The 26,902-nt window shown below is 66.3% G+C and carries 22 protein-coding genes and 1 riboswitch; of the genes, 12 read left to right on the forward strand and 10 right to left on the reverse strand.

Annotated elements, in window-relative coordinates; all coding sequences use genetic code 11:
• Positions 1–19: 19 nt before the first annotated feature.
• From OG394_RS38920 to OG394_RS38940, 5 genes are all read right to left on the reverse strand, one after another.
• The gene (locus OG394_RS38920) at positions 20–892 is read right to left on the reverse strand and encodes a recombinase family protein (RefSeq protein WP_328992364.1); all 873 of its coding nucleotides are present in this window, start codon (positions 890–892) and stop codon (positions 20–22) included.
• 207 nt (positions 893–1,099) lie between these two features.
• Positions 1,100–1,306: a hypothetical protein gene (locus tag OG394_RS38925; protein ID WP_328992366.1), complete on the reverse strand. Its 207-nt coding sequence runs from the start codon at positions 1,304–1,306 to the stop codon at positions 1,100–1,102.
• Between the two features lie 119 nt (positions 1,307–1,425).
• Complete coding sequence (locus OG394_RS38930) at positions 1,426–1,983, reverse strand: hypothetical protein (protein ID WP_328992367.1); 558 nt, start codon at positions 1,981–1,983, stop codon at positions 1,426–1,428.
• Between the two features lie 125 nt (positions 1,984–2,108).
• On the reverse strand, positions 2,109–2,615 hold the full coding sequence (locus tag OG394_RS38935; RefSeq protein ID WP_328992368.1) for a SigE family RNA polymerase sigma factor: 507 nt from the start codon (positions 2,613–2,615) through the stop codon (positions 2,109–2,111).
• Positions 2,616–2,925: 310 nt separating this feature from the next.
• Positions 2,926–3,492: a hypothetical protein gene (locus OG394_RS38940; RefSeq protein WP_328992369.1), complete on the reverse strand. Its 567-nt coding sequence runs from the start codon at positions 3,490–3,492 to the stop codon at positions 2,926–2,928.
• Positions 3,493–4,436: 944 nt separating this feature from the next.
• On the opposite strand from OG394_RS38940, the gene OG394_RS38945 reads away from it, so the two are divergent.
• Entirely contained in the window at positions 4,437–5,630 is a 1,194-nt protein-coding gene (locus tag OG394_RS38945) for an alginate lyase family protein (protein WP_328992370.1), read from the forward strand.
• 51 nt (positions 5,631–5,681) lie between these two features.
• Here OG394_RS38945 and OG394_RS38950 read toward each other — a convergent pair whose 3' ends face one another.
• From OG394_RS38950 to OG394_RS38960, 3 genes are all read right to left on the reverse strand, one after another.
• Positions 5,682–6,737 carry a ribonucleotide-diphosphate reductase subunit beta gene (locus tag OG394_RS38950; RefSeq protein WP_328992372.1) on the reverse strand — a complete coding sequence of 352 codons (1,056 nt, stop codon included), beginning with the start codon at positions 6,735–6,737 and terminating at the stop codon, positions 5,682–5,684.
• A complete protein-coding gene (locus OG394_RS38955; RefSeq protein ID WP_328992373.1) occupies positions 6,734–10,675 on the reverse strand; it encodes a ribonucleoside-diphosphate reductase subunit alpha in 3,942 nt (1,313 codons plus the stop codon). Before OG394_RS38955 ends, OG394_RS38950 begins: the two co-directional genes overlap by 4 nt.
• Before the next feature lie 140 nt (positions 10,676–10,815).
• Positions 10,816–11,041, reverse strand: a riboswitch (cobalamin riboswitch).
• A 55-nt stretch (positions 11,042–11,096) separates the two neighbouring features.
• Entirely contained in the window at positions 11,097–11,678 is a 582-nt protein-coding gene (locus OG394_RS38960; protein ID WP_328992374.1) for a DinB family protein, read from the reverse strand.
• Between the two features lie 458 nt (positions 11,679–12,136).
• Between OG394_RS38960 and OG394_RS38965 the strand changes: the two genes are divergently transcribed.
• On the forward strand, positions 12,137–12,988 hold the full coding sequence (locus OG394_RS38965; protein ID WP_328992375.1) for a ParB/RepB/Spo0J family partition protein: 852 nt from the start codon (positions 12,137–12,139) through the stop codon (positions 12,986–12,988).
• A gap of 25 nt (positions 12,989–13,013) precedes the next feature.
• Here the strand turns inward: OG394_RS38965 and OG394_RS38970 are convergent, their stop codons facing one another.
• Positions 13,014–15,170 (reverse strand): B12-binding domain-containing radical SAM protein, encoded by a 2,157-nt coding sequence (locus OG394_RS38970; protein WP_328992376.1) that lies wholly within the window; start codon positions 15,168–15,170, stop codon positions 13,014–13,016.
• Positions 15,171–15,410: 240 nt separating this feature from the next.
• Between OG394_RS38970 and OG394_RS38975 the strand changes: the two genes are divergently transcribed.
• The 10 genes from OG394_RS38975 (at position 15,411) to OG394_RS39020 (ending at position 25,935) form a co-directional block, all read left to right on the forward strand.
• Positions 15,411–15,593 carry an aroma-sacti cluster domain-containing protein gene (locus OG394_RS38975; RefSeq protein WP_328992377.1) on the forward strand — a complete coding sequence of 61 codons (183 nt, stop codon included), beginning with the start codon at positions 15,411–15,413 and terminating at the stop codon, positions 15,591–15,593.
• Between the two features lie 99 nt (positions 15,594–15,692).
• Positions 15,693–17,051 (forward strand): radical SAM/SPASM domain-containing protein, encoded by a 1,359-nt coding sequence (locus OG394_RS38980; RefSeq protein WP_328992378.1) that lies wholly within the window; start codon positions 15,693–15,695, stop codon positions 17,049–17,051.
• 7 nt (positions 17,052–17,058) lie between these two features.
• Positions 17,059–17,706 carry a flavoprotein gene (locus OG394_RS38985; protein WP_328992380.1) on the forward strand — a complete coding sequence of 216 codons (648 nt, stop codon included), beginning with the start codon at positions 17,059–17,061 and terminating at the stop codon, positions 17,704–17,706.
• A gap of 15 nt (positions 17,707–17,721) precedes the next feature.
• The gene (locus OG394_RS38990) at positions 17,722–19,017 is read left to right on the forward strand and encodes an MFS transporter (protein ID WP_328992381.1); all 1,296 of its coding nucleotides are present in this window, start codon (positions 17,722–17,724) and stop codon (positions 19,015–19,017) included.
• Positions 19,014–19,205 carry an aroma-sacti cluster domain-containing protein gene (locus OG394_RS38995; protein WP_328992382.1) on the forward strand — a complete coding sequence of 64 codons (192 nt, stop codon included), beginning with the start codon at positions 19,014–19,016 and terminating at the stop codon, positions 19,203–19,205. The genes OG394_RS38990 and OG394_RS38995 overlap by 4 nt, the downstream gene beginning before the upstream one ends.
• A 34-nt stretch (positions 19,206–19,239) precedes the next feature.
• On the forward strand, positions 19,240–22,326 hold the full coding sequence (locus OG394_RS39000; protein WP_328992383.1) for an AAA family ATPase: 3,087 nt from the start codon (positions 19,240–19,242) through the stop codon (positions 22,324–22,326).
• On the forward strand, positions 22,323–23,195 hold the full coding sequence (locus tag OG394_RS39005; RefSeq protein ID WP_328992384.1) for a S8 family serine peptidase: 873 nt from the start codon (positions 22,323–22,325) through the stop codon (positions 23,193–23,195). The genes OG394_RS39000 and OG394_RS39005 overlap by 4 nt, the downstream gene beginning before the upstream one ends.
• Positions 23,182–23,832 (forward strand): GAF domain-containing protein, encoded by a 651-nt coding sequence (locus OG394_RS39010; protein WP_328992385.1) that lies wholly within the window; start codon positions 23,182–23,184, stop codon positions 23,830–23,832. Before OG394_RS39005 ends, OG394_RS39010 begins: the two co-directional genes overlap by 14 nt.
• Positions 23,807–24,853, forward strand: coding sequence for an ATP-grasp domain-containing protein (locus OG394_RS39015; protein WP_328992386.1), 1,047 nt, complete (start codon positions 23,807–23,809; stop codon positions 24,851–24,853). Before OG394_RS39010 ends, OG394_RS39015 begins: the two co-directional genes overlap by 26 nt.
• Before the next feature lie 104 nt (positions 24,854–24,957).
• Positions 24,958–25,935, forward strand: coding sequence for an esterase-like activity of phytase family protein (locus OG394_RS39020; protein ID WP_328992388.1), 978 nt, complete (start codon positions 24,958–24,960; stop codon positions 25,933–25,935).
• Positions 25,936–26,049: 114 nt separating this feature from the next.
• Here the strand turns inward: OG394_RS39020 and OG394_RS39025 are convergent, their stop codons facing one another.
• Positions 26,050–26,718, reverse strand: a complete 669-nt coding sequence (locus OG394_RS39025; RefSeq protein ID WP_328992389.1) for a DDE-type integrase/transposase/recombinase — start codon at positions 26,716–26,718, stop codon at positions 26,050–26,052.
• Between the last annotated feature and the right edge of the window lie 184 nt (positions 26,719–26,902).

The following is a 26,902-nucleotide window of genomic DNA, read 5'->3' on the forward strand; positions in this document are numbered from 1 at the left end:
CGCCACATTGAGGTCCGGGCTATCGAGGTGTCTCGGCGAGTGCTCGATAGAGAGACGCGACTGAGGGGTGCTGGCCGGCGTTCTTCCCGGTGGCGATGGTCAGCTTCTGGGCGATCTCGCCGATTGGTGTCCCGTGGTCACGTAGAGCGCGGGCGAACACAAGCATGTCGTCGTCGATGACCTTTGGCCTGCCGCCGTGGTTGCCTTTGTTCGCGGCAGCCTGCTGACCTTCGAGGGTCTTCTCCCGGATGTAGTTGCGGTCGAGCTGGGCGGCGACCGCGCACACCGCGAACAGCATCGACCCCATGCCGTTCGGGTCGTACACGCCGGTCAACGGTCCGGTGAGGAGCTCGAGCCCGATTCCGCCGGCCTGGAGCTGGGCCGACAGGGTCATCAGTTCGGCGGCGTTGCGGGCAAGGCGTTTCATTTCGTGCACCGTGATGATCACCGGCTGGTCCGGTGCTGCCTGCTTGATGTCGTGCGCCAGCGCGAGCGCCTTCTCCAGCTCGGGCCGGACCTTGATCCTGGTGCTGATCTTCTCGGAGAACACCCGCATGCAGCGCGCCCGGCGGAGCGCGTCGAGCTGGGTCTGCAGCTCCTGCTGAGCTGTCGAGCAGCGGGCGTAGCCGATCCGGATCGGGGCGCCGGCGCTGTCGGGCTCGCCCGGAGCAACCTCCGGACCCTGCACCCACGGCGTACCGGGCCGCCGGGTGGCCGGTACCGAGACAGCGAGCTCCTCGCGCAGCGCCGGGACCAGGATGAAACGGGCGGTGTGGTACTTCGCGGCGGTCTTACCGCCGCGAGTACGGCAGGCACTGCCGGCGGGCACCTCGCAGTTCGGGCACGGGTGCCGTTCCACCGCGGCAGCGGCCTGATCGGGTGTCAGATCCATTCGGCAAGCCTCTCAGAACTGGTCCTCAAACCACGAGGTTTTGAGAGGTGTTTTGCGAATCGCTCTAGGCGTGATCCGAGGTTGGATCTGGCGGGTTTGCAGAACTCTCACAACTGACCATTTATGCGACAGGAGACCTCCACCAACTTTGGCGGGCTGGGACAGCTACCCAAGCATTCGGGCCTGAACCAGGCCGGGGCCGGGTAGTCACCACGACAGGAGCGCCACGATCAGGCTGCCAATGACCGCAGTGGCCAGCCAGCTGCGGATCACGATCCCCAGCACCGCCGTGGCCATCGCGACCCCGAGCACGACACCGGACCGGTCGAGCAGCCATAGCGCGCCGGTCCGGCCGAGCAGAGCCCAGGTCACGTCGTGGCCGGTCCACACCAGCACGACTGCAGTGCCACCCAAGACGGCCAGCCGGATCCGTGGCCTGCCGCGGCGCCTCGACGATGTCTCCCTCCGCTCAGCACCGCAATCGCGGCGAACGCTGCCCATCCGTCCATGCCCCCGAGTCTGGCAACGCAGCGCTACCGGGCGACAACCACGCCCAGGCGCTGCACGACCGTAGTCGCGGGCTCCGCGTCGGCTGGTGGAGCCGGTGGAAGGCAGTCCCTCGAGGATACGTACCTGGCGATGAAGTACACCGGGTACCGGCCGGCCGCCGCGGCCTGGAACGTGACCTGGAGCCGCTGGTCGTTCGGGTCAAAGTTGGTGACAGCGTTGGCCGCCAGCTGGTTCTCCGGCCGCAGTACGGCCGTGGATGGGAGGGCCGACGGGTCGCCGGCTCCACCGGTGCTGTCGACTGCCCCGACCACCAGGGTGCCCTCGACGAGACGGATCCCGGATGCGGGAGGAATGACCACGTCGACCATGGCGGGCGTTCCGCCCGCGGTGGTCGACAGCTCTAGTCCTGAACCGCTCGCCCCGCTTGCCGGGATGGCGAACGGTGGTGCGCATGCTGGTCGCATCACGACTCCCGGCGGCTCGGCCGCGTCGCGTTCCGGGACGCTCAACGTTGCAACGGTTCCGGCCACCACCAGCGCGCCAGTAATGAGCAGGCTCGAGGAGATGACAGTTCGTCGCATCTTGGCCCGTCTGCGCGCCTGGTCTGCCACAACTCCAGCATCGAAAGTCCGAAGTTCCGCTGGATTGACGCTCGACTTGATAAGTGAGGCAAGTTCTTCGTCGTGCTGATTCATCGCGATCATCCTCATTTAGCCGTGTGTATCTCCTTCGGGGAGACCAGGAGCCGCCTAAGGTTCTGCAACCCTTTTGAGGTCTGACTCTTCACGGTTCCTGGACTGCACCCCAGCACCCGTGCGGTGTCTTCGACGCTCAAATCCGAGTAGAAACGCAATGTCAGCGTTTCTCGCTGGCGTTTAGGCAGCATGGCGAGACGCTCCCGAACTGTGATGCTGAGATCCGCATCATGGCGCGCACCGTCGCTCACAGGAGAATCCGGCACATCGCTCATGAGAACCTCGTGGCCGCGTGATCTGTGTCGCCAGCGCCGGCGCGACTGGCGGATCAGCGTCCGATATGCGTACGAATCGACGGCCGTGGTCGACCGGATGGAAGGCCAGGCGCGAAACACCTGGATCAGCGCCTCCTGCGTCAGATCCTCTGCAGTGTGCCGGTTCTCGGCCAGGAGGTGAGCGGTACCCAGGAGCCGACGCGACCCTCGCGCAACGAAGTCGTCGAAGTCTGCATACTCCATACCCCACACCTCCCAATAGGTAAGAGGCCCACCGTGTCCACCAGGTTGCCTCGAACCCGGGCTTCTTTGCACATCCGTCCTCGCGAACGGAGCAGTCCGCGCCAAGGAGGCTCGACCAGGTCACGCACAGTGCCCGTCCAAACCGGGGCTCAGGGGCAACCGCGATCGAGTTGGTCGAGGAGACGCCGCGAGCGATGCGACGGGTGACGTAGATATGTGAGATGGACCAAGACCGCAGAGCGAGCCGCAGTGCTTTGAGCCGTCGATTATTGGCAGTGCGACCCGACCATCTAACGCCTTTCCTGCCGCGTCAAGCAGTTCCACCGTACGCGAAGTTGGTGGCGATATCGCCGGCATCATAGGAGAAGAATCCCGGATCATTGAAGTAGTCGTCAGAGAAGAAATGCCACACTGACCCGCCACTACCGTACGTTAGATACATCAAGACGCGGGTTGGAGCTGTCGATCGGTACGCTCTCGCACGCATCAACGTGCAGGTGCTCGCGACTTCGCCGTTGAATGCAGCCGTACCCCAACTCGAGTGGGCGGCCGTTGTCGTAAATCTATAGGTGTTATTAAAATAGAAACGGTAATGTTGCCCGGGCAACCCGTCTTCCCCGGTGAACTCAATTCTAAACAGATAGAACGTGTCCCAGGCGAGCGCTGGACCTTGTCTTAGTAATTCGTCGTTCGTGTAACCAGGGCGGTATTCGCCTACAAATACATGAGGGGTGCTCACTGTCGGCAGCTGACTGGCCGACCCAAGATACCAACCCCATTGGACGTAGTCCGCGCCTTGAATTATGTAGATGTCCGCGGCACTTGGACGATTGGTGCCGATCCCTCGAGCCTCGTCCTGCCGCGGCGTGCGCAACATCCCGGAAACACCTCGTGAGGATGAGTTTCCGCTGAAGTCGCCAGCTCGCCAGTTGGCGATCGTGCAGACCTCCGACCCCGAACCTGCACCGGGGCACGTTCCCACCGAGAGTCGTTGAGGATGCGGCGAGCGGAGGGACCAGCACTGCAATGGCCGTGAACGCGCCGGCGACCTGCCAGCTGAACCATCGAAACATGATTCCCCCCACGCGTCGTGGTGCGCGCCCGTGCGAACTGTTTTGGACAGTACCTCACGAGCGGTATGTGCAACAGGCGCCAGCCGCACGGGCCAGCGCCATCGGCACCGGGCCTGACAGATCGGGTGGCCACGTCCTTACGAGGTACACAATGCGTGTGGCCGACCGTGTGTCGCCCGCGAGTAAGCTTCTACGACCTGGTGCCCGACCGGGCCGGATGCGGCTCGAGCCAGCACACTCCACCCTGGCTGCGACCTGTTTGGTGCGTCACTGCTGTCCCGAGTCGACAAGGCCGCCAGGTGACGACTCGTCGTAACTCCACCATCTCATTGGCACGAAGAGCGCCCCACCGGCCGCGCGGAGAACATCGCCGCTGGCGGGTCGCGTCAGCCCCAGAAGATGCCGGTGGGGTCGCGGTCGATCTCGGTCAGCAGGTCTTCGATCCTGCGTGCGTGCTCGGGCACCCGTTCGGCGCACTATCGCTGTACTCGCGACGTCCCGCACTGGGAGGCCATCCGGATCACAGCGTTTCAGTGGGTCTGAGCCGCATTGCTGAGCTCCTCGGCCGATACCCCGGGGAGCTTTCTAACGTACGTTTCCGTTCCGATGTTCCTCAGGGGCCAACTCCGCCTAGGCGTACGGCGCGGCTGCGGGTGATTTGGTTAGGAAGGTTTACTAAAGATCCGGTCTTCGGTAACTTCTTGTGCCTGCCCGCTCACTGTCGAGTGGGGTCCGCCCAGGAGGAACCATGAACGGTCTGTTCCGCCCAGCCCTGATCGCTCTAACCATTGCGCTGATCGGCATCCCGACAGCCAACGCCGTTGAACCACCGGATGACCGTCCGGCCGCCGCGCTCGCGTTCAGCCATCCCGGCGTGCTCGTCAATAAGGCCCAGTTGGACGTCACCCGCAGTCGGGTGCTCGCCGGCGCCCAGCCACAGAAGGCGGCGTACGACGCGATGCGCGCGAGTGGTTCCGCCTCGTTGTCGTACACGCCGAAGCCACGTGCCGTCGTCGAGTGCGGTTCGAACTCGAACCCGAACTACGGCTGCTCCGACGAGCGGAACGACGCCATCGCCGCGTACACCCACGCCCTGCTCTGGTACATCAACCGCGATACGCGTCATGCCACGAAGGCGATCCAGATCATGGACGCGTGGTCGGCGGTCCTGACGGATCACACCAACTCGAACGCACCTCTGCAGACGGGTTGGGCCGGTGCCTCGTTCTCCCGCACCGCCGAGCTGATCAAGCACACGTACACCGGTACGTGGACGCAGCGCGGACGGTTCGAGAACCTGCTGCGCAACGTCTATCTGCCCGAGATCCGCAACGGCGCCGGCTGCAAGAACGGCAACTGGGAGCTGATCATGATGGACGCCGCGATCGGTATCGCGGTGGTGCTGGACGATCGCGCCGCCTTCGACAAGGCGATCGGCATCTGGCGCGGGCGGTTGCCGGGTTACGTCTACCAGACCACGGACGGCGCCTGGCCGAAGGCGCCGTCGACCTGTCCGTCCAAGGACACCCGGGCCGAGATCATCGACTACTGGCAGGGCCAATCCACCTTCTCCGACGGGCTTTCGCAGGAGACCTGTCGCGATTTCGGCCATACCGGCTGGGGTCTGACGGCCGCGACGCATGTCGCTGAAACGGCCTGGCACCAAGGCGTCGACCTGTACGCCGAGGCGCGGGAGCGGCTGAGCGACGGCTTCTACTTCCACGCCCGGCTGGAGACCGGTACGCCGACGCCGTCGAACTTGTGCGGTGGCACCGTGAAGAAGGGGTTGGGCGCGGTGACCGAGGTGGCGTACAACCACTTCCACAACCGCCTCGGCATGTCGATGCCGACGACCCTGCGCTACACGGAGTCGAAGCGGCCGGCGGGCGCGAACTACTTCTACGCCTGGGAGACCCTCACCCACGCGGGCAATCCTGGATAACGCGCTGAGCGGACTGCGGGACCGTTGTGGTCCCGCAATCCGTATGGGCGGTTAGTCCCAGCTAAGGCCGGAGCCGGTCTGGTACTCGATGACGCGGGTCTCGAAGAAGTTCTTCTCCTTCTTGAGGTCCATTACCTCCGACATCCAGCCGAACGGGTTGCGGGTCTCGCCGAAGATCGGCGCGATCCCGATCTGCTCTGCCCGCCGGTCGGTGATGAAGTGCATGTACTGCTCGCACAGGTCGGCCGTCAGCCCGAGCATGCCGTTGGGCATGGTGGCGCGGCCGTACGCGACCTCGAGCTCACACGCCTCCGTGAGCATCTGCCGCACCTCGGCCTGGAACTCGCTCGTCCACAGGTGCGGGTTCTCCAGTTTGATCTGGTTGATGCAGTCGATGCCGAAGTTCAGGTGGATCGACTCGTCGCGCAGGATGTACTGGTACTGCTCGGCGATCCCGACCATCTTGTTGCGCCGGCCGAGCGACAGGATCTGCGCGAACCCGGTGTAGAACCACATCCCCTCGAAGACCACGTAGAACGCGATCAGGTCCCGCAGGAAGTCCGTGTCGGCCTCCGGCGTACCGGTGCGGAAGTCCGGATCCTCCAGGTGCTGGGTGTACTTCAACGCCCAGGCGTCCTTGTCCGAGATCGACGGCACCTCGCGATACATGTTGAACAGCTCGCCCTCGTCGAGGCCCAGCGACGTACAGATGTATTGGAAGGTGTGCGTGTGCACGGCCTCCTCGAACGCCTGCCGCAAAAGGTACTGCCGGCACTCGGGATTCGTCAGCTGCCGGTAGACGGCGAGCACGATGTTGTTCGCCACCAGGGATTCGGCGGTGGCGAAGAAGCCGAGGTTGCGCTTGAGCATCAGCCGCTCGTCATCGGTCAAGCCGTGCTCGCTTTTCCACAAGGCGATATCGGCCTGCATGGACACCTCGGTCGGCATCCAGTGGTTGTTGCATCCGGCAAGGTATTTGTCCCACGCCCACTGGTATTTCAGCGGCAGCAGTTGGTTGACGTCGGCGCGGGAGTTGATCATCGCCTTGTCGCTGACCTCGACCCGGCCCGCGCCGAGGACGATCTCGCCCAATCCGGTGACACTCATTGGCAGGCCTCGCAGTCAGGGTTCTCGATGGAGCAGATCTCGGCAGGTGGAGGTGTCACGGGTACGGCGTTGAGGCGGCCGTCGGTGCCCTGGAGTGTCGACTTCTCGACGTGGGTGGCGGACAACGAACGCAGGTAGTACGTCGTTTTCAGGCCGTAGCGCCACGCCGATCGGTACAACTCGTCGAGCGCCTTGCCGGACGGCGCCGACATGTAGAGGTTCAGCGACTGGGACTGGTCGATCCACTTCTGCCGGCGGGATCCGGCCTTGACGAGCCACATCGGGTCGATCTCGAACGCCGTCGCGTAGAGCTCGCGCAGGTCGGCCGGGATGCGCTCGATCTGCGCGAGCACGCCGTCGTGGTACTTCAGGTCGGACACCATCACCTGGTCCCACAGCCCGCGGGCCTTCAGGTCCTTCACCAGGTAGGGGTTGGCCACGGTGAACTCGCCCGACATGTTCGACTTGACGAACAGGTTGCGGTAGATCGGCTCGATCGACTGGCTCACCCCGCAGATGTTGGAGATCGTCGCGGTCGGCGCGATTGCCAGCAAGTCGGAGTTGCGCATCCCGTCACGTCGTACCTTCTGACGCAGGGCATCCCAGTCCAGCGTCTTGCCGGTGTCGACGCGCAGATCGCCGTTCCTTGCCGTGCGCAACAACTCGAGCGAGTCGATCGGCAGAATGCCCTGGCTCCACAGCGAGCCGTCGTAGCTGCTGTAGCTGCCGCGCTCGACGGCCAGCTCGGTGGACGCCTCGATCGCGTAATAGCTGATCTGCTCCATCGAGCTGTCGGCGAACTCGACCGCTGCATCCGACTGGTAGGGGATGCGGAGCTGGAAGAGCGCGTCCGTGAAACCCATCAGGCCAAGGCCGACCGGGCGGTGCCGCTGGTTGGCGCGCTCCGACTCGGGCGTGGTGTAGAAGTTCACGTCGATGACGTTGTCGAGCATCCGCACTGCGGTCTTGACGGTGTCGCGGACCAGCTCCGCGTCGAGACCGGTGGCGGTGAGGTGTGCGACCAGGTTGACCGAGCCGAGGTTGCAGACGGCCGTCTCGTCGATGCTGGTGTTCAGCGTGATCTCGGTGCACAGGTTGGACGAGTGCACCACGCCGTCGTGCTGCTGCGGGGAACGCAGGTTCGACGGGTCCTTGAAGGTGATCCACGGATGGCCCGTCTCGAACAACACGGTCAGCATCCGCCGCCACAGCTCGAGCGCGCGCACCTTGCGGAATACCCGGATCTCACCGCGGTCGGCGGCCGCCTCGTACTCCGCGTAGCGCTCGGCGAACGCCGTACCGAACAGATCGTGCAAGTCCGGCGTCTCGTCGGGGGAGAAGAGCGTCCACTGCTGGTCGGCCTCGACGCGCTGGATAAAGAGGTCGGGCACCCAGTTCGCCGTGTTCATATCGTGCGTACGCCGTCGCTCGTCGCCCGTGTTCTTCCGCAGGTCGAGGAATTCGCCGATGTCGATGTGCCAGGTCTCCAGGTAAGCGCAGACCGCGCCCTTGCGTTTACCGCCGTTGTGGGCCAAACCGGCACTGGTCATATAGGACTCATCCACGTCGACCTCAAGGTCGTGCACGACTGGCACCGTCGGTGTAGTCCGGACCTCGCGCACCCGGGAGAAGACCATGCCTTCGTGTGCGATCCAGTTGAACTTCCGGATCGGCGTGACGCCCACGAGCTCGGCGATTCCCGGTACGGCGGGAATTCGGAGATCGAAGACGTGTACGGGCTTCGAGAAGGTAGCGTGAGATCCGTCGGACCGTCGACCGACGTGCGGATTGTCCCGCTTGCGGTATTGGCCCGCGATGGGAATCCCGAGCCGAAGCAGCTGGTAGCGCAGGTCGGAGGCGAGCTTTCGCGAAGTAGTCGTGAAGTAGATCTCGGCGCCACGCGATACCCCGCCGTCCGTTTCCAGGAGGCCGCGGATGAGCGCATGGGTCTGTGCGGGCGGTAGATGAGCGAACCGCCGTGCAATGTGCTTCGAGCCTTGTTCGTCGTAGATGTCCTCGCTGACAAACGGAAGTGTCGCCTCGCCTGGTCCGACGATACGTCCCGTTCGCAGGTCTCTTCTGGCGCCACGTCCGGCCGCCCAGTGGACCTGCACGTAGGTGTGACCGCGCCCATTCTCCCAGAAGTGGATATCGCGAGCGGTGAGGTAGTCGCGTACGAACGACAGGTGCGTGTCGCACTGTGGGTTGCCCGATACCCCCCATTGGCTGCCGTTCTTCGACAGGTGGCCGTCACCGAGAAGGATGCCGTACAGGCGCGCATCGTCTTCCGTCAGATCGTGGACCGGAATGATCTCCTTCGGGACGACCTGCCCGAGGTAGTCACCCCTGCTGAGCATGCCGGCCTCGACCCAGGCTGCCTGGACCTTCCCCTTCGCGAGCCACTCGAAAGTGCGCTCGTTGCTCTGCTCCAGCGGTACGCCTTGAATCGCGTAGAGAGGGTGACCTGCGGTGACCGTGAGCGGCTCGATAGAGTGCTTCGCGTCAACCTCGACCATCGGGTCGTCCTGGTCGTACGTGAAGGTCTTGGTGACCTCGCGATAGCGACCGCTCGCACCGAGCACCAGATCGCCCACCTTGATATCGCGGATCGCGATGCTGCCGGCCCCGGCGTAGACGAGAGTTTCCGGAGCGAAGCACTGGTTCACCGCGACGGCCGTGTCGTTGGCGATCTTCAGGAACGGTACGACGCCCTGGGACTCGCCGTTCGTACCTTTGATCTTGGCGCCGATCCCGCGCACCGGCGTCCAGTCGTTGCCCAGACCGCCCGAGTACTTCGCGAGCAACGCGTTGTTGCGGATGCTGGAGAAGATCGACGAGAGGTCGTCGTCCACGGTGGTCAGGAAGCACGACGACAGCTGCGGCCGGGTGGTGCCGGAGTTGAACAGCGTCGGCGTCGAGGACATGAACCGGAACGAGCTGAGCAGTTCGTAGAACTCGATCGCTCGCGCCTCGCGATCGTCCTCGCGCAACGCCATCCCCATCGCCACGCGCAGGAAGAACGCCTGCGGCAGCTCGAACCGGACCTTGTCGATGTGCAGCAGATACCGGTCGTACAAGGTCTGCAGACCGAGGAACGCGAACTGCAGATCGCGCTCGGGCCGGATCGCCTCGGCCAGCCGGCCCAGGTCGAACGTCGCCAACTCCGGATCGAGCAGCCCCGCCTCGATCCCGGCATCGACGTACTTCGGGAAATACTCGACGTACGCCGTGGCCATCTCGGCCTGACTCGCCTGCCGGGGTTCACCGTGGACCCGGCCGAGCGTCTCCCGGCGGATCTGGTCGAGCAGTAGTCGCGAGGCGGCGAAGCTGTACTCCGGCTCGGTCTCGACGAACGACCGCGCCGCCATCACCAGCGCCTGCTCGACCTCGTGCAGGGCGATGCCGTTGTAGCAGGAACCGAGCGTCTCGTTCAGGATCAGCTCGGGGTCGACCGAGTCGAGCCCGGCGGCCGCCTCGGCGATGATGACGCGCAGCCGGTCGAGATCCAGCGGCGCCGTACTGCCGTCGATCGCGCGCACCGTGATGACGATCGGCGCGGCCGTGTCGAGCTCACCGGCGTCGGCGGGTACGCGGGCCTTGGCGCGCTCCTCGCGGTACAGCACGTAAGCCCGGGCGACCTGATGCTCACCCGCGCGCATCAGCGCGAGCTCGACCTGGTCCTGGATCTCCTCGACCTGAACGCTCGGGCGGCCGGCAGCGCGCTTGCCCAGCGCCTCGACCACCTGCCCGGTAAGGGTGGCGACCAGGTCGCGAACGCGATGGCTGGCACCCGCGTCCGCGCCTTCGACGGCCAGGAAGGCCTTCGACAGCGCGACGCCGATCTTGCCCGCGTCGAACGCGGCGCTCCGCCCATCACGCCGTACGACGGTCAGGTCCTGAGTTGTTGCGGTGCTTCGGGAGGCCGAAGTGGTGGTCACAAGCTCTCTCTCCTCGCGAGCCTTGGCGGCCCGGAGCCTGCGGGACGGAGAGCACACGACGAGACGGCAGCGCCCATGGCGACGCGGCTGCACATCACGTCCGCGCAGCCCACCCACGAGGCCTCGGACAGCACGTACCGGCGGTACGCGCGCTGATGGCAGGTCTTCGGACTCACGGGCATGCCTGATACCAGGCGCTCCTACCGGCCGTCGCTTCCCGGACCAAGTGCTTCCAGTGCTGTTGACGACTTTCGTTCCCGTTCACCGCTGCGGGGCAGTTCCGGTTTCACACCGGATTCCCTCTTACCCCTGAACCCCTACACCTTGTGGTATAGATCGCCCAGGACCACCAGTGGTTGTGATGCTATCCCGCCTCAACACTTTCGCCCCGCACATCCTCCTCGCGTGTCGCGGTACCAGATCAAGCCGCCAGGGCGTGCAGATCCTGCAGCGTCATGATCTCGGAACCGTGGTGGATCAACTCCCGATTGAGGTGCAGCACCACATGCCCGAACGGCGCCGCCGCATCCAGCCCGGTGGCCTGGCTCAGCCCGATCGTCATCACCTCCTCCTCAGGTAACTCGGCGATCGACTCCTGCCACGCGTCGACCCAATGCGTCAGCCACGCGACGGCGTCCCGCGCGTTGCCATGCAAGGTGATGTCGGTCCGGCTCTGCCTGCTCTCGCCGAACGTCCACTCCCAGCGCTCGAAGAACGTCTCGGTCAAATGCGCGATCAACCACGCGATCGTCCGCGGCCCGCGATGATCCGGCTCAGCCGGCCACTGCGCCGCCCACTCGCCACTCCCATGCAGCCGGAACCGCCCCGGATAGTGCCGCCGCACAATCGTCAACGCCTCGTCACTCGGCCGCCAGAAGTACTGCTCATCAGTCAACTCGGCCAACCTGCCCGACAACACCAACCAGCTGAACCCCAACTGCCCTCGCACCATCGCCATAGCCGACTGCTGGTGCAGAATCTCCCAGTCAAATGGCTCCGGCATCCCACTTCTCCTCACCCCGCGTCGAACGTATGTTCGAATCATGCCTCGCCCGCAACGTCGAAGTCAAACCCCCGCGTGTCGATCACCCGTTCGAGTATGCCCATCTGCTATGCGCGGTTTCAAACGACTGACCTTTGCAGCTAGATGCAAACCATGGGACTTGTTCTGGTGCCCGTTCGACCGTTGGTGACGGACTGTGGTCAGCCTGAGCGGCTGAGATCGACGGCTGCCGACGCGGCTGCGCCGTGAATTCTGCACGTAGGCGGCGCGCCACGCGGTAAATGGTTGCCCGGACTGGATCCTCGTGCCACCCTGCGCACGCCCGCCAAGCCGTCCGCCGGGCCGCGCCGAAACGGCATTTGGCGAGTGCGGAGCGTACACGCCGGGCCCTTGTCCGGCGCCTTGCGCGGCCGCTTCAGCGCGGAGACACTTCCGGTGGATTCCGGGAGGGAAAAGATATGGCCGTCTTCAAAGAAGTGCGCCAGCTTCGCCTTGATCAGCTGGTTCTGAGTCCACAACAAGCACGCACCCGCGATGTCGAGAAAGGCCTGGACGAACTCGTCGAGAATATTCGCGTCCAGGGCCAGTTGGAGCCGATCATCGTGTCACCGGCATCGGAGGGGGACCGGTTCGAGATCGTCGCCGGACAACGGCGCTGGCTGGCGTTACGCCGCTTGGGCGCGGCGACGATCCACGCGGCGATCCTCGACCACCGCATCGACGAGGTGACAGCACAGGCCATCTCCGTCAGTGAAAACCTGGTCCGCCGTGACCTCAGCGGCAAGGACCTGATCAGCATCTGCACCAGACTGCACCATCGGTACGGCTCGGTGAAGGCCGTCGCGGAGGAACTCGGATTGCCGTACAACAAGGTTCGCAGCTATGTGAAGTTCGACCGGCTCCGGCCGGAACTGAAGACCCTGGTGGAATCGGGTCGGCTGGACATTAAATCAGCCATTCGTTTGGAAGATCATTATGGCGAGAGCATGGTCGAACTGCACAAATTGCAGACCATTGCCACCGCACTGGCCGAAATGACCAATGCGCAGAAGGCGGAGTACTTCCGGGCGATGCAGCTCGACCGGGCCGGTGGGGCGCCCGCCGCCGTCGCCGATGGCACGGCCGGCTACGGGCGGCGGGCGCCCGGCGCGGTCCGGCAGATCCTCGTGACCCTTCGCACCGATGAGGTCGAGCTGCTGCGGGAGTGGGCGAAAGAGCACCATCTGACCCAGGATGCCGCGGCGGGTCAGATCATCAGGGCACACCTCCGCCGGCACACCGCGGCCGTAAGACCGAAGCGCGGGGCCTGAGCAAGCGTGCAGAGTGATCCTAAGATCACTCTGCGCGTGGGCCGGCCGCCGCCATCGCGATGAAGCGGCGCATTCCGTCGGAGGTCGAGGTCATTCCACTGGGCAGCGGCACCACCGCGCCGGACGGGAGCACGAGTGCGTGCCCTGGTTCACGCCGGGCGTTACCCGCGGCCCGATACCACTCGCTCATCGAGCGATAGCCGGCGCCGCCGCGCTCCCTGAGGGCGATGAACGCCGCCGTCATGTCGCCGGCCGTGGTGAACGCGTCGAGATCGGCGAAACCGACGGCGCAGTCGCGCGCGCCGACGAACTGCCGTCGCGGACCATCTCCCGCGGGCTCCGGCAGCAGGTCGCGTCCGTACCTGGCGAAATACAGCAGGGTGTGGGCGCTGTCAGTGCCACCCACCCAGGGACGTCCGTCCACTGGCCGGTCCAGGGCGGCCCGTAGCTCCGGTGCGACCCGGTCCTCGGCCTCGCCCGGCCAGTGGTCGACGTGCGTCGCCTGATCCCGCCAGGGCAGTGTGCGCAGGATGTCCTCATTGGGCGGCGGTGGCAGCAGCTCGACACCGAATCGCTCGGGACTGCGAGCCACGATGGAGCCCGGTGTGAGGGAGAACGTGCCGATGGCGGCCAGCGACCACAGGCCGGGGCGGTCGGTGAGATAGCTGTAGGTGAGCGCGGCCTCGTCCGCCTGCTCGGTCGGGAAGCCGGTGAACCCCATCATCTGGGCGCCGACGCCGGCCGTCGCCAGGTCCCGCAGGATGGGTTCGACCTCGGTCATCCGGACGCCTTTGTCGATCAGGTCGAGCACCCGTTGCGAGGCCGACTCATAACCGAACGAGACGGCGATACAGCCCGCCTGCCGGAGCTTGGCGGCCATACCGCGCTGCGGGAAGGTGCGCTCGAGCCGAAGCTCGGCCGACCAGCGCAGTCGCAGATCGACCGAGCTCAGGGCATCGCAGAGCACCCGCAAGTAGCGCGGTGACATCGCGTCGACCGCGAAGTAGATCGTCCGGCCGATCTTCTGGATCGCCTCCAGGTCACGGACGACGACATCGACGGGGCGTTCGCGCGATGGCGAGGTGGGCCGGTCGGTGTTGAGTCCGTAGTCGCAGAACGTGCACTTGTTCCAGTAGCAGCCGCGGGTAGGGCTGTAGAGGATGACCGATTCGGGAGACCAGTAGTCATCCCAGTCCCAGACGGTGAAGTCTGGTGCGGGCAGCGCGGCCACGTTCTCGTACACGATCGGGGGCTTGCCGTAGCTGTGCCCCCGGAGCATGACGCCGCGCGCGCCGGCCAGCGAGGTGCCGTCCCGGACCGCCGTGAGGATGTCGCAGAGCGCGGTCTCGCCCTCGCCCGGCACGATCACATCGGCATCGGCGAACAACGACCAGACGGCCGCCGGCTCCTTGGCGAACCGCACCGCGTCGCAGGTGTCGGTGCCGCCGAACACGATCAACGCCTCGGGCCTGATCCGGCGCGCCACCCGGGCCAGCCGCAGGGCGAATGGCAATTGGCTGATGTAGTTCACCGAAAAGCCGACCACCTCCCAGTCGCGTTCGCGCAACGCGGCGGTATAAGGGCCGTCGATATACCTGTCGAAAGGGCTGGTCAGCTCATCGATCAAACGCTCGTCGCAAAGGTCCTCATAACTCGACAGATTCGCCATACCGCCGACCCGGACCTCGAACCCGTCGTACGCCTCGGGCAGGCCGTCGAGGCAGATCAGGCGTAGCCAGAGTTTTATCGCCGAGGTGGCTTCCTGGTACGTCGGATAGTGGTAGAAGTCGGTCCGGTCGCGAAGTGCCGAAATAGCGGACTGGGCGAAATCCGGTTCGAGGCCGGCGCAGCCCACGGCGACGCGATAGGCCAGCTCGTCCCCACGGCTCAGCGTCTGCTGCGTTTCCAGTCGTTGCTTCAAGTCGTCGGCGAGTGCGAGCAGGCGTGCGACGTGGTCCGGTTCGGCCAGCAGGTTCAGCGCTTCCACGTTCGCGTCGAGGCAACGCAGGTTGGTGAAACCGCGATCCCGGGTCGCGCCGACCAGGTACGGGATCGAGTGGTACGGCGCGGTCGGATCGGTGAGTGGCGGGTTCACCAGCAGATAAGGCACCTCCGCGCCCGGGCGGGCGGCTCGTTCCTCGCCCACGCGGGAGATCGACTGGGCAGGAATGAACACCGTCATGTCGTCCTCCGGATCGGATCCTGGATAGCCGGAAATGACCTCCAAATTACCCGTGCCGGGAAGTTCTGAGGTGAAAGAAGCGAATATTTCCGGAGTCGGCCGGTGTTTGTTCCTAAGGTCACGGCGTTATGGACTTAAGAACCGGCCGCAGATTCTGTAGACAGCGTTGAATCGGCCTGGCTAACTTGGCTGGGCCGAGGTACCCGGTTATTCCGTCCGGTCAATCGAAAGGAAGTCGGCATGTCGAAGAATTCGCTGGATGCGCTTCGCCCTGCACTCGACAGGATGACGGAGGCACAGCAGGCGGTCTTCAGCTCGTTGAGCCCCGAGGAGATCGACCTGGCCGCCAAGATCCAGACGCGGCTCGACGCGGTCAGCCCCGAGGTCGAGGGGCAGGCCAACAACACGAACAACCTCTGCTGAGCGGTAGAGCAAACGTTCGATCCCGCCCGTCGCGTCCGCCGGTGTGCCGGTGGTCGTGACGGGCGGTCGGCCCGGGACACACTCACGGAGGTGGCACAGGTGGACGAGAAGGTCAGTCGCTATCTGGTGATCAGCGAGCAGACGTTCGGCGACGGGGACGGGCTGCGGACCAAGGTGCTGTACGCCACCCGGACCGCGGAGCTGATGTTCGTCGTCCCGGAGGTCGCGGACAGTCTCGAACGCGGCGATCTCACCTCGATCTCACCGGGCATGCTGGCGAAACTCCGCCAGGCCCAGGTCGTCGTACCGGCTGCCGAGGACGAGCTGGCGGCGATCGTCGAGCGCAATCGCGCCGCCGGACGGGACATCTCCCGGGTCCAGTACATCCTGATGCCCACGTCGTACTGCAACATGGGCTGCGTCTACTGCGGCCAGGAGCATGTCCAGGGCCGGCTCGGCTCCGATCACCGCGACCGAATTCGGGACCGGGTGTTGCGGGCGGCGCGACTGCCCACCACCGAACATCTGCAGATCGACTGGTTCGGCGCCGAACCGATGATGGGTTATGCCGCCATCAAGGACCTCTCCGCGGACTTCATCCGGGTCGCGGACGAGCGCGGTCTGGGCTACTCGTCGGAGATCGTCACCAACGGATCGCTGCTCACCCCGCGGAACATGGCGGTCCTGATCCAGCAGTGCCGGATCACCAAGTTCGACATCACGATCGATGGTCCGCCCGAGATTCATGACGAGCACCGGCCGTTGAAGGCGGGCGGGCACTCGTTCTGGAAGATCATCAAGACGATCAAGAAGGTGATCGACGATCCGGCCCACGCGCACGTGCGGTTCGAGTTCCGGACCAACGTCGACATCCACAACCAGGACGCCATCTCGCGTTATATCGACCTGATGGCCGATCTCGCCTTCGGCCGGCCGAACGTCACGTTCCTGCTGATGCGGGTCCGGCCGTGGAGCAACGACGTCTCCGCGATCGAGATGGCCAAGACCGACTTCGCCGACCAGGAGCTCGGCTGGCTGCGGCAGATGCACGAACGCGGACTGACCTTCATGCGAATGCCCAACCTGGCCAAGAAGGTCACGTGTCCGGCCGTTCGGACCTCCTCGGAGCTGATCAGCGGAAAGGGCGACATCTTCTCCTGTACCGACCAGCCGCTGGTCCCGGGCCTCGAGCAGGAGACCGTGCTCGGACACGTCACCGACGTCGAGTTGGAGGTGTTCCGTCCGACCGGCCTGTACGACGACTGGAACGACGACGTCGAGTCGGGCAAGTCGTGGTGCAAGGGCTGCGTCTTCCTACCGACGTGCGGCGGCATGTGCCCGAAGCTGTGGCGCGAGGGCTACGCACCTTGCCCGAGCTACAAGTTCAACGTCCAGGGCAGACTCGGGCTGGCCGCCGAGCGACTCGGTCTGCGGCAGCTGACGACGACCGCCGGCTGAGCTCACGATGACCACCCGACCAGCGGAGCGGCAGGACGAGCCCGAGACGCGTTTGCTGATCGGCGTCTGCGGCGCCGCGAACGTGATGAACCTGCCGGCCTACCTGCACGCGTTGCGGGCGCTTCCCGGCTGCCGGATCCGCGTCATCATGACCGCGAGCGCGGCGAGTATCCTGCCCGCGACGACGGTTCGGCTGGTGGCCGACGAGGTCTACTGCGACGGGGTGCACAACGCCGACCCCGGGCACGTCCAACTGGCCCGCTGGGCGGACCAGTTCATCCTGCTGCCCGCCACCGCGCATCTGCTCGGACAGGCCGCGAATGGCTTGGCGGGGAACCTGGTCGCCACCACTCTGCTCGCCTACGATGACGCGGCGATCTTCTTCCCCAGCATGAACGGCCGGATGTGGAAGCAGCCGAGCGTGCAGCGGAATGTGGAGCGTTTGCGCGCGGATGGCCATGAGGTGGTGGAACCGGAGCCGGCCCAATGCTGGGAGGTGGCATCGGCGAGCTTCCAGCAGGCTGCCGGGCTGCCGACGCCACGCGTGGTCGCGCAAATGGCCGGTGTTTTCGGGATGCTGGCCAGACGTGCCGGCGGGGCGGGCCGGATTCCGGATGAAGCGCTGGGAGAAAGGGATGTCGATGCTGGACGCTGACCTGGGGGTGCGCGAATGAACCGGCTGAGGGCCGCGGTGCGCAAGGAGCTGACCGCCGGACCGATGGCGACCAAGGGCTTTCCGCTCTTGCTGGCAGGGCAGTTCACCTCCAGCATCGGCGACCTTTGCTACGCGGTCGCCCTGCCCTGGCTGATCCTTTCCAACGGCGGCAGTCCGGTCCTGCTGGGCACCGTGCTGGCGTGTTACGGCGTCGCGCGCACGGTCGGTATCCCGGTCGGCGGAATTCTCGCGGACCGTTTCGGTGCCCGGCAGATCATGCTCACCACCGACATGGTCCGGTTCGCCGTAGTCGCTCTGCTCGGCGTGGTCGCGCTGGACGGCCAGCCGCATATCGCCTTGCTCGCGCCGATCGCCGTACTGGTAGGTGCCTGCGAGGGCTTCTTCCTGCCGGCCTCGTTCGCCTTACTACCCAGCTTGTTGCCGGAGAAGGAACTTGGCGCCGGTAACTCGCTCTCGTCCATCGCGACCCAGGGCGGCAGCCTGCTCGGGCCCGTCGTCGGCGGTGTGCTGGTCGCGACCGTCGGCCCTGGGCCGGCCCTGCTGGTCGATGCCCTCACCTTCGCCGTGTCCGCGGCGACGTTGTACGCGATGCGACCGGTGACGAAGACCACGACCACCGACGACGACGAGGACGTCGAGGCCGAACCGGCGGTGATTCCCGCGACGTTCGGCGAAGTGCTGCGCCGGGGACGCCTGCTGCACATCATTCTCGGCATCGGCCTGATCGGGAACCTGGTATATGCCGGCGCCGCCGAGGTCGCGCTGCCGACCCTCGCCCATCGCGACTTCGGCGCGGCCGGTTACGGCATTCTGCTGCTCGGCCTGGGCGGCGGCATGATCGTCGGAGCGGTGCTGGCCCGCCGGGACTGGGTGGGCGATCAACCAGCGCCGTTCATCGCGGTGCTCGGCCTGGTGATGGCGGTCGCGATCGGGACCGTGCCGTTCGTCGGTGGTCTGGCCGGGGCGGTCATCTGCATGACCTTGTTCGCGGTCGCCAACAGCTGGTCGGGCATCGTGATCATGACGATGCTCCAGGTCTGGACCCCGCGGCATGTGCTGGCCCGGGTGATGAGTGTGCTGATGCTCGCGCTGACCGGAACGTTCCCGATCTCGGTGGCGATCACCGGTTTCGGTGTCGATCGGTACGGCGTGACCGCGTTCTTCCCGGTGGCCGGCGCCGCCATCGCGTTGGGCATTCTCGGCGCCTTCAGCAGACCGGCCTTCCGCCGGTACCGCACCGGCGACCGCTTCCCACAGGTACCGGTTGCCGCTCAGACCGAAGGGACGTGACCACCGTGGAGTACGACGCTCTCGCCGCACTGCGGTCGGCAGGCCTCGCCGTGGACGTGCTGTCCTCGGCCCATCGCGAGGTGCTCGCCGGGTTGAGCCCGCAGGAAGTCGGCGTACTCAACGACATCAAGAACCGGCTCGACGCGGTCGAGCCGGACGTCGTCGGGCAGGAGGTCAAGCTGCTCTGAGCGTGCGCCGGCGCCGGACCCGAGGAGGCTGACCGTGATCCAAGAATCCGAATGCGCCGCGTGTGGCGCCGTCAGTTCCGCCGGTGATCGCTTCTGCCGTTCGTGTGGCGTGGTGCTGACGGCTGCCGATACCGAGCCGGAAGCGCGCAAGACGGTCGTCGTACTCTTCATCGATCTGGTCGGTTCCACCACGCTCGCCGAGCAACTCGATCCCGAGGTCCTCCGGCGCGTGCTCGACCGGTACTACAAGGCCTGCGCGGGCTGTATCGCGGAACATCTCGGCGTGGTCGAGAAGTACATCGGTGACGCGATCATGGCCGTTTTCGGGGTGCCGGTCAGCCGCGAGGACGACGCGATCCGGGCCGTGCGCGCCGGCCACGCGGCCGTGCGGCTGGTGCAGGAGCTTGGCGCCGAGCTGCGCCTGCCGGGTGTTCGGCTGAACGCGCATTGCGGGATCAGCGCGGGTGAAGCAGTGGTCATCAGCGCGCCGGGCGTCCACCTCCGGGTGATCGGGGACACCGTCAATACCGCGAGCCGGCTGGAGACGGCTGCCGGGCCCGGGGAGGTGCTGGTGAACGCCGAGGTGGCCCAGGTGGTCGGCCGGCACGCGCAGCTCGAGGAAATGGCCGCGTTGCCGTTGCGGGGCAAGGCGCTGCCAGTGCCGGCCTGGCGAGTGATCGCGTTGCGCGATGACGCGATTCCCGCCGATCGGACCGAGCTGATAGGCCGGGAGCTGGAGGCGTCCGCGCTGCGCGAGTGCTTCCGCCGGGTGATAGCGGAGTCGACCTGCCGGCAGGCCGTCGTCCTTGGTGCGCCTGGGCTCGGCAAGTCCCGGCTGGTCCGCGAATTCGCCGAAGGCGCCCAGCAGGCGCTCGTTTTGACAGGGCGTTGCGAGTCGTACGGCAAGGACATCACGTACCTGCCGCTCGCCTCGATGTTGCTCGAGTCGTTGCCCGGCGGCTGGGAGCGGATCAGCGCCTTGCTCAGTGGGGACGACGTTGCGCGGCATGCATTGCGATGTCTGTCCACAGTCCTCGGCCGCGATCCAGGCGACCAGCGGCCGGTGGGCGTCGAGGAGATCTCGTGGGCGGTCAATCACCTCTTCCGTGCCCTGGCCGGGCTGCGGCCGCTGGTACTCGTCTGGGAGGACCTGCACTGGGCCGAACCGACGTTGCTCGCTTTGGTGGACGACCTTCGCAGCCGGTTGTACGACGTGCCGGTGCTGGTCGTCTGCGTAGCCCGGACCGAGGTGCTGGACGTCAAGCCCGGCTGGGCGGTCGATTGCGATACGAAGGTGCAGCTCGAACCACTCGGTGAGTCCGACACCCTGCAGCTGGTGGTTGGCCTGATGGCCGACGTACACGCGCAAGCCGCGGACCAGGTCATCACCAGGCTTGCGCGTGCCTGCGAGGGCAATCCGTTGTTCGCGACGCTGATGGTCGACGTATCGGCGGAGCGCAGCCTGACGGTAGTGCCCGCGAGTGTGTCCGCCGTTCTGCGGGCCCGGATCGACGCGTTGCCGCCGGCCGAGCGGCAAGTGGCTCGCTGGGCGGCGGTTGGTGGGCCCGATGTCGGTGCCGACGTACTGCGGGTGCTCGGGTCGGATGCGGCCGACCTTCAAACCGGACTCGCTGGTCTGCTTCGGCGCGGAATCCTGGAGCAGGTGTCGGCCGGCAGATACCGGTTCGCCCAAACACTCCTGCACGACACGGCGTACAAGATGACGGCCAAGACGCTTCGCGCCCGCTGGCATGCGTTGCTGGCGGAGGCCCAGGGCGGCGGCACGGACACCGGGATGTACCACGCCGAGGCGGCCTGTCTGTTGCTGCGCGAGATCGATCCACAAGACGTACGACTTCCCTGGCTGGCCGAGGTGGCCGTCGAACGGTTGTCGGCACTCGGCACCGTTTCGCTGCACCGGAAGGACCTCAGCGCGTCCATCGCCTTGCTGGAGCGGGCGCTCGCGCTGCTCGAGCCGAGTGCGGAGCGCTATCCGGGAGTCGCCTTGCGATTGAGCGACGCCTTGGTCGCCGCGGGGGATACCGAGCGGGCTCAACAGGTATTGCGCGAAGGTCAGTCCGTCTGCACGCAGTGGCATGGCGGCCGCACAATGCGGCTTCAGCACGGGATCGTCCTGTTGAGGCTTGGCGTGCTCGGCGCGGCGGCCGCTGAAGGGCTGATCGACGAGGTCGGCCGGGATCTGGCGGTTGGGCCCGGGACCGATCTCGACTGGTCTTTGTGGCATCAGTTTCGCGGCTTGTACGAGTTGAGCCGAGGCCAGATCGGTGCTGCCGAGGAGGAGTTGCGGCACGCGCTAGTACGGTCGGAGGCGCTCGGTGATCGCTACAGCGCGGACCGCCTGCTCGGTGCCTTGTGCGAGTTGTCCCAGTGGTCGCCGACGTCGGTGCGGACGGCGTTGCAGCTGTGCTCGGAGCTCGCTGTGCGGTTCGAGGCCGACCGGTTGTTGCTGATCCCGGTGCTGACCACGCGGGCGCGGCTGCTCGCGTTGATCGGTGAGGTCGACGAGGCTCGGGTGGTGCTGGCGGCGGCTCGGCGGCACGCGAACGATCTGCGCGCCGCGCTGGCGGGTATCGCGGTCGCCCAGGTGGACGCGTTGATCAGCGCGATGATCGGCGAGCATGAGCAGGCGGCCCGGCAGTTCGCCGAAGCGACCGAGGCGTTGCGGCAGCAGGGGCACATCGTCGCGGCGCTCACGCTCGACGTCTACACCGCACGGGAACTGCTGGGAGCCGGCCGGCCGGCCGAGGCCGCGACCGCGATCGCCCGGATCAGCGCTCGCGATGACCACGAAAGTCTCGACGTACGGGCAAGGACTTGGCTTGCGCTCGTCCAAGCCCGTTTGGCCTGCGCGGACGGCGACATCGCTGCCGGCCTGGTGCTGGCCGCCGACGCGGTCGAGTCGATCAGCACCGACGACCCGTACCTGCTGGGCGACGCCTGGTTCGAGTACGCCGTGGTGCTGGCGATCGCCGGGCGAACCGAGGACGCGCTGGCGGCCGCCGATCGTGCGCTGGGCAGCTACGTCAGCAAGGGCGCGACCCGGTCGGCCGAGCAGGTGCGCGGCTGGATCCGGGCGACCGAGGGAGGAGCGCGGCGATGACCATGCCATGGCGGGGGACCGGCGTCGAGCAGTTCCCGGGCGTTCCGGCCTGGGGAGCGCCCACGTCGCGTCGACCACCCGAGCCATTTCCGGTGGTGCCGCTCGGCGGGATCGACCCTCAGTGGGCGTGGGGAGGTGCGGACGGCAGCGGCGTACGGGTGTGCATCCTGGACAGTGGAGTGGACGCGTCCCACCCACTCGTCGGTGGTGTCGAAGGCGCGTTCTCGATCGTGCTCGACGACACCGGCGCGCTCGCGGTGGCGGCGGTCGAGCCGGCGGACTCGGCCGGACACGGCACGGCTTGTGCGGGCATCATCCGCTCGATCGCGCCGGCCGCGGCGATCACCTCCATGCGGGTGTTGACCGACGCCGCGACCGGCACTGGTCATGCCCTGCTGACCGGGCTCGACTGGGCGATCAACGAAGGCTTCGACGTGATCAACCTGTCGCTGGCCACGACCAAGGCGGACTACATTCTCGCGCTCTACGAACTCGCGGATCGGGCCTATTTCCGTCGCTGCACGCTCGTGGTGTCCGCGCACAACCTGCCGGTCCGCAGTTTCCCCTGGCCGTTCGCCGCGGTGCTCTCGGTCGCCAGCCACGACCAGGAGGACCCGATGCTGCACTACTACAACCCCGCGCCACCGGTGGAGTTCCTGGCCCGCGGCGTCGCCGTCCCGGTCGCGTGGGCCAACGGCAAGGTGGTGCGCAGTACCGGCAACAGCTTTGCCAGCCCGCATATCGCCGGGCTGTGCGCGTTGATCCTGGGCAAACACCCGTGGCTGACCCCGGCACAGCTGAAATCCGTGCTCTACCTCACCGCCCGCAATGTCACCGACTCGTCAGGAGAAGACCATGTCCCTGCTTGACTTCGCCCTGCCGAACTCCCGGCCGGACAGCCGGATGATGCTCACCGAGCGCCAGCTGCTGCAATCGGTCGTCGAGATCGCCCGGCACGTGTTCAGCGCGATGGCCTCGTCGGTCTTCCTGATCGACGCGGAGACCAGGGAGCTGGTCTTCGAGGCGGTTGCGGGTGAAGGTGAAGGCCAGTTGCCCGGCACCAGGTTCGCGCCGGGCACCGGCATCGTGGGCTGGGTGGCGAGCAGCGGCCAGTCGATCTTCGTGGACGACCTGGCCGACAACGATCTGTTCGCGCGGTCAGCCGCGGAATCCACCGGGTACGTGCCGTCGAGCCTGATGGCGGCACCACTGATCCGGCGCGGTGACTGCATCGGCGTACTGGAGGTGCTCGATCCCGCCGACCGGAGCCGCGGCGGACTGGTCGACCTGGATCTGCTTGCCCTGCTCGCATCGCAGGCGTCGATCGGTCTCGATCTGCTGGTGCGGGCCCGATCCACCGACGGTGGCGGCGGCAGCTTGACCACCGGTCAGGAGGCGTTGGTCGCTCGCGTGACGTCCGGCGTACGGTCGGCCTCCCCGGAGATCGCGGCTGTGGTCCTGACCATGCTCACCGCGGTCGATGACATCCTCAGCCGATCCGCTTGACGGTTCTCCGCTGCTGGTCCATCAGCTGGCCGATCCCTTCACCCTCGACCTGCTCCCGGGCCAGGCAGTGGCAGCAGGTTGCGGGTACGCCGGCCCGGGCCAGGTTGTGCTGCTCAGCCGGTCGGTCGATGCCGAGTTCAACGACTTGCAGGTACGGCTCGATCGGCTCGGCGTACCCAGCCTGCGGATCGACGCCGATCGGCTCGGGGATTTGCGGCTGACCGTCGAGGCACGCCCCACGGTGGTCTGGTGCCGGCGTTTCACTCGTACGGCGATGCCCGGCGGAACGGCGATCGATGCCTTGCGCAACGACTCGTGGATCGCCGTGGCGAACCATCTGACCCGCCTCGCGGTGACGTCGTTGCCCGGGGCCCCGATCGGCGTACTCGATCAGCTGGCCGGTGCGCGCGCGTTGGGCATCGCCGTACCGGCAACAATCGTGACCACCACTCCGGCCGAAGCGGTCGCGACCCTGCCGGGTGACCGCGTTGTGCTGAAGGTGATCGAGTCGCATTTCGTCGAGCCGTTGCCCGGTCGCCTGTACGGCGTCTTCGCCGAAGTCGTCGAACGTCGCGACCTGATGCGCCGGCCGCCGCCCGGGATGCCCTTGATCATGCAGGAGTTCGTGCCCCACGAGGCCGAGCAGCGCGTGTACTACTGCCTCGGCCGGATGCTTGCCTTCGAGATCCGCAAGTCGAGCCCGGCGGCTCCTTGGTCGGACCAGGCCTCGGTGCTGGTCCGTCCGGTCGAGGTCCGCTCGTCGATCGCGACCGCGGTCAGCTCGATGGCCGACGCGTGGAGCCTGCGGTTCGGCGCTTTCGACTTCCTCCTGGCGGACGGTGTGCCGGTGTTCCTGGAGGTCAACCTGACCGGCGATTGGCGCTGGTACGAGTCGAAGGCCGGCAACCGCGCAGTCTCCGCGATGACAGCCGCCGCAATTCTCGACCTCCATCTCCGCGCGGGGGGAGCCGTCCATCCGCAGCCATCTGGATTCGACCTCCTGTCCTTCTTGACCACCTAGTTTCGTGGATTCTGCTGGTCGTTCTTCCTGGCGATCCGGCACCCCGCCGATAGCGTGTGGGGGATTCGCAAGCAGTGCTCTGCCCGAGCTAAGGACTGATTCGATTGCGAAGACTGGCCATTGCCGCCCTCACCGCCGCGACCCTCTGCATCAGCAACCCGGCCATGGCCGCGGTCATCGCCTGGCCCGGCGCTTCGACGGTCACCGTTGCTGACGGGACGAACGTCCTTGGTGGCAACCTGAGTGGCTTGTCGTTCCAGACGCCGAGTGTGTTGTGGGCGGTGAAGAACGGGCCGAGCAAGCTCTATCGGCTCACGCCCAACGGCTCGACCTGGCGTCCCGACTCCTCCAACGGCTGGTCGAGGGGCAAGACGCTGCGGTACGGCGACGGCACCGGCGAGCCCGATGCCGAGGGCGTGGTGGTCACCCCCGACGGGATGTTCGTGGCCACCGAGCGCGATGGCGGCGGCGACAGCAAGCCCGCGATTCTCCGGTACGACGTCACCTCCTCGGCCACCTCGCTCAACGCGACCGCCGAGTGGGACCTCACGGCCGACCTACCCGAGGTGGGCGCCAACGACGGACTCGAGGCCATCTCGTGGATCCCGGACGCCTTCCTCACCGCGAACGGCTTCCGCGACGAGAACACCGGTAGCGCCTACGACCCCGCCTCATACCCGGGCCACGGCACCGGCCTGTACTTCGCCGGCCTCGAAGCCGACGGCGTGATCTACGTCTACGCCCTCAACCAGTCCGGCGACGACTTCACCCGAATCGCCACCATCGACAGCGGTTTCGGCACGGTGATGGACCTCGAGTTCGAGCCGCCGACCGGCCGACTGTGGGTGGTCTGCGACAACACCTGCTCCGGCCGTACGACAACACTCGCGCTCAACGCCGAAGGCACGTTCGCCGCCACGGCCACCTACAACCGCCCGTCCGGCATGGCCAACCTCAACAACGAAGGCTTCGCCATCTCCCCAACCTGCACTTCAGGCCGCAAACCCGTCACCTGGGCCGACGACGGCAACACCGCCGGCCACGCCCTCCGCACCGGCACCCTCCCCTGCACCACGAGCTAACCTCGGCGCGTCGATCGCGGCCTGGCGCGCACGGCCGATTCTCCCGACGACAAAGCGACGGTTATCCCCTCATCTCCTGGGTTCCGGTACCAAATAACCGGCCCGCGGGCGTTGTCAAGCTGCTTGGAGTCGTTCGGTGTCTTTTGCTGGGGTGCCGGTTTTGGGGAGGTTGATGCCGACGGTCGCGGCGGGTGCGGGTGTGTAGGGGCGGTGTCGGAATCGTTCGGGGTGGGCGTTGTAGTAGGCCTGTTGTGTTTGGTGGCGTTGTTGCCAGCGGTGGCGCCAGGTGCCGTTGTGGACCTCGTTGGGTGAGAACAGCGCGATCCCGGAGTGCTTGTGTTCGTGGTTGTACCAAGGCACGTAGGTGGCGAGGTGGGCGCGGGCCTGGTCGAGGTTTTGGAAGGTGCCGGGGTAGTTGGGCCGGTACTTCATGGTGCGGAACTCTGATTCGGAGAATGGGTTGTCGTTAGAGACCCGGGGCCGGTTGTGGGTCTGGGCGATACCGGCCTTGGCGAGTAGCTTTTTGAGGTCGTTGGAGCGCATCGCGGGTCCGGAGTCGGAGTGCACGGCCCGTGGTAGTCCGTGTTCGGCGAAGGCGCGCTCGAACATTTCGACGGCCAGGTGGTCGGCCTCGCGGTCTTCGACTCTCCAGCCGACGATGGTGCGGGAGTAGATGTCGATGATCGAGTAGGCCTTGAACGTGATGCCCCGCCATGGGGAGCGCAGGTCGGTGATGTCCCAGGACCAGACCTGCCCGGGCCCGGTCGCTTCCAGCACCGGCATTTCACGCGGGGTCTTCGCGCCCGGCGAGTGGGCGCGACCGGCCGCAGGGACTGGTCAGGAATGCCGGCGGCGATCCGCCACCACGACCGCCGCGACGCGAGCATCACCCCCGCATCCCAGGCCGAGGCGAAGGCATGATCGACGGAGTTACCGGCCGCCCATGCCGCGGTGATCCTGGCTGCGA

Origin of the sequence: Kribbella sp. NBC_01245 (assembly GCF_036226525.1) — a bacterium.
Classification (GTDB): domain Bacteria; phylum Actinomycetota; class Actinomycetes; order Propionibacteriales; family Kribbellaceae; genus Kribbella.

Excerpts from the sequence above, each read along its gene's own strand:
- OG394_RS38990 (WP_328992381.1), top strand. The coding sequence starts at position 17,722 with ATGAACCGGCTGAGGGCCGCGGTGCGCAAGGAGCTGACCGCCGGACCG.
- OG394_RS39005 (WP_328992384.1), top strand. The coding sequence starts at position 22,323 with ATGACCATGCCATGGCGGGGGACCGGCGTCGAGCAGTTCCCGGGCGTT.
- OG394_RS39010 (WP_328992385.1), top strand. The coding sequence starts at position 23,182 with ATGTCCCTGCTTGACTTCGCCCTGCCGAACTCCCGGCCGGACAGCCGG.
- OG394_RS38985 (WP_328992380.1), top strand. The coding sequence starts at position 17,059 with ATGACCACCCGACCAGCGGAGCGGCAGGACGAGCCCGAGACGCGTTTG.
- OG394_RS39025 (WP_328992389.1), bottom strand. The coding sequence starts at position 26,718 with ATGCCGGTGCTGGAAGCGACCGGGCCCGGGCAGGTCTGGTCCTGGGAC.
- OG394_RS38975 (WP_328992377.1), top strand. The coding sequence starts at position 15,411 with ATGTCGAAGAATTCGCTGGATGCGCTTCGCCCTGCACTCGACAGGATG.
- OG394_RS38950 (WP_328992372.1), bottom strand. The coding sequence starts at position 6,737 with ATGAGTGTCACCGGATTGGGCGAGATCGTCCTCGGCGCGGGCCGGGTC.
- OG394_RS38940 (WP_328992369.1), bottom strand. The coding sequence starts at position 3,492 with ATGTTGCGCACGCCGCGGCAGGACGAGGCTCGAGGGATCGGCACCAAT.
- OG394_RS39015 (WP_328992386.1), top strand. The coding sequence starts at position 23,807 with ATGACATCCTCAGCCGATCCGCTTGACGGTTCTCCGCTGCTGGTCCAT.
- OG394_RS38920 (WP_328992364.1), bottom strand. The coding sequence starts at position 892 with ATGGATCTGACACCCGATCAGGCCGCTGCCGCGGTGGAACGGCACCCG.
- OG394_RS38970 (WP_328992376.1), bottom strand. The coding sequence starts at position 15,170 with ATGACGGTGTTCATTCCTGCCCAGTCGATCTCCCGCGTGGGCGAGGAA.
- OG394_RS38930 (WP_328992367.1), bottom strand. The coding sequence starts at position 1,983 with ATGCGACGAACTGTCATCTCCTCGAGCCTGCTCATTACTGGCGCGCTG.
- OG394_RS38935 (WP_328992368.1), bottom strand. The coding sequence starts at position 2,615 with ATGGAGTATGCAGACTTCGACGACTTCGTTGCGCGAGGGTCGCGTCGG.
- OG394_RS38965 (WP_328992375.1), top strand. The coding sequence starts at position 12,137 with ATGGCCGTCTTCAAAGAAGTGCGCCAGCTTCGCCTTGATCAGCTGGTT.
- OG394_RS38960 (WP_328992374.1), bottom strand. The coding sequence starts at position 11,678 with ATGCCGGAGCCATTTGACTGGGAGATTCTGCACCAGCAGTCGGCTATG.
- OG394_RS38945 (WP_328992370.1), top strand. The coding sequence starts at position 4,437 with ATGAACGGTCTGTTCCGCCCAGCCCTGATCGCTCTAACCATTGCGCTG.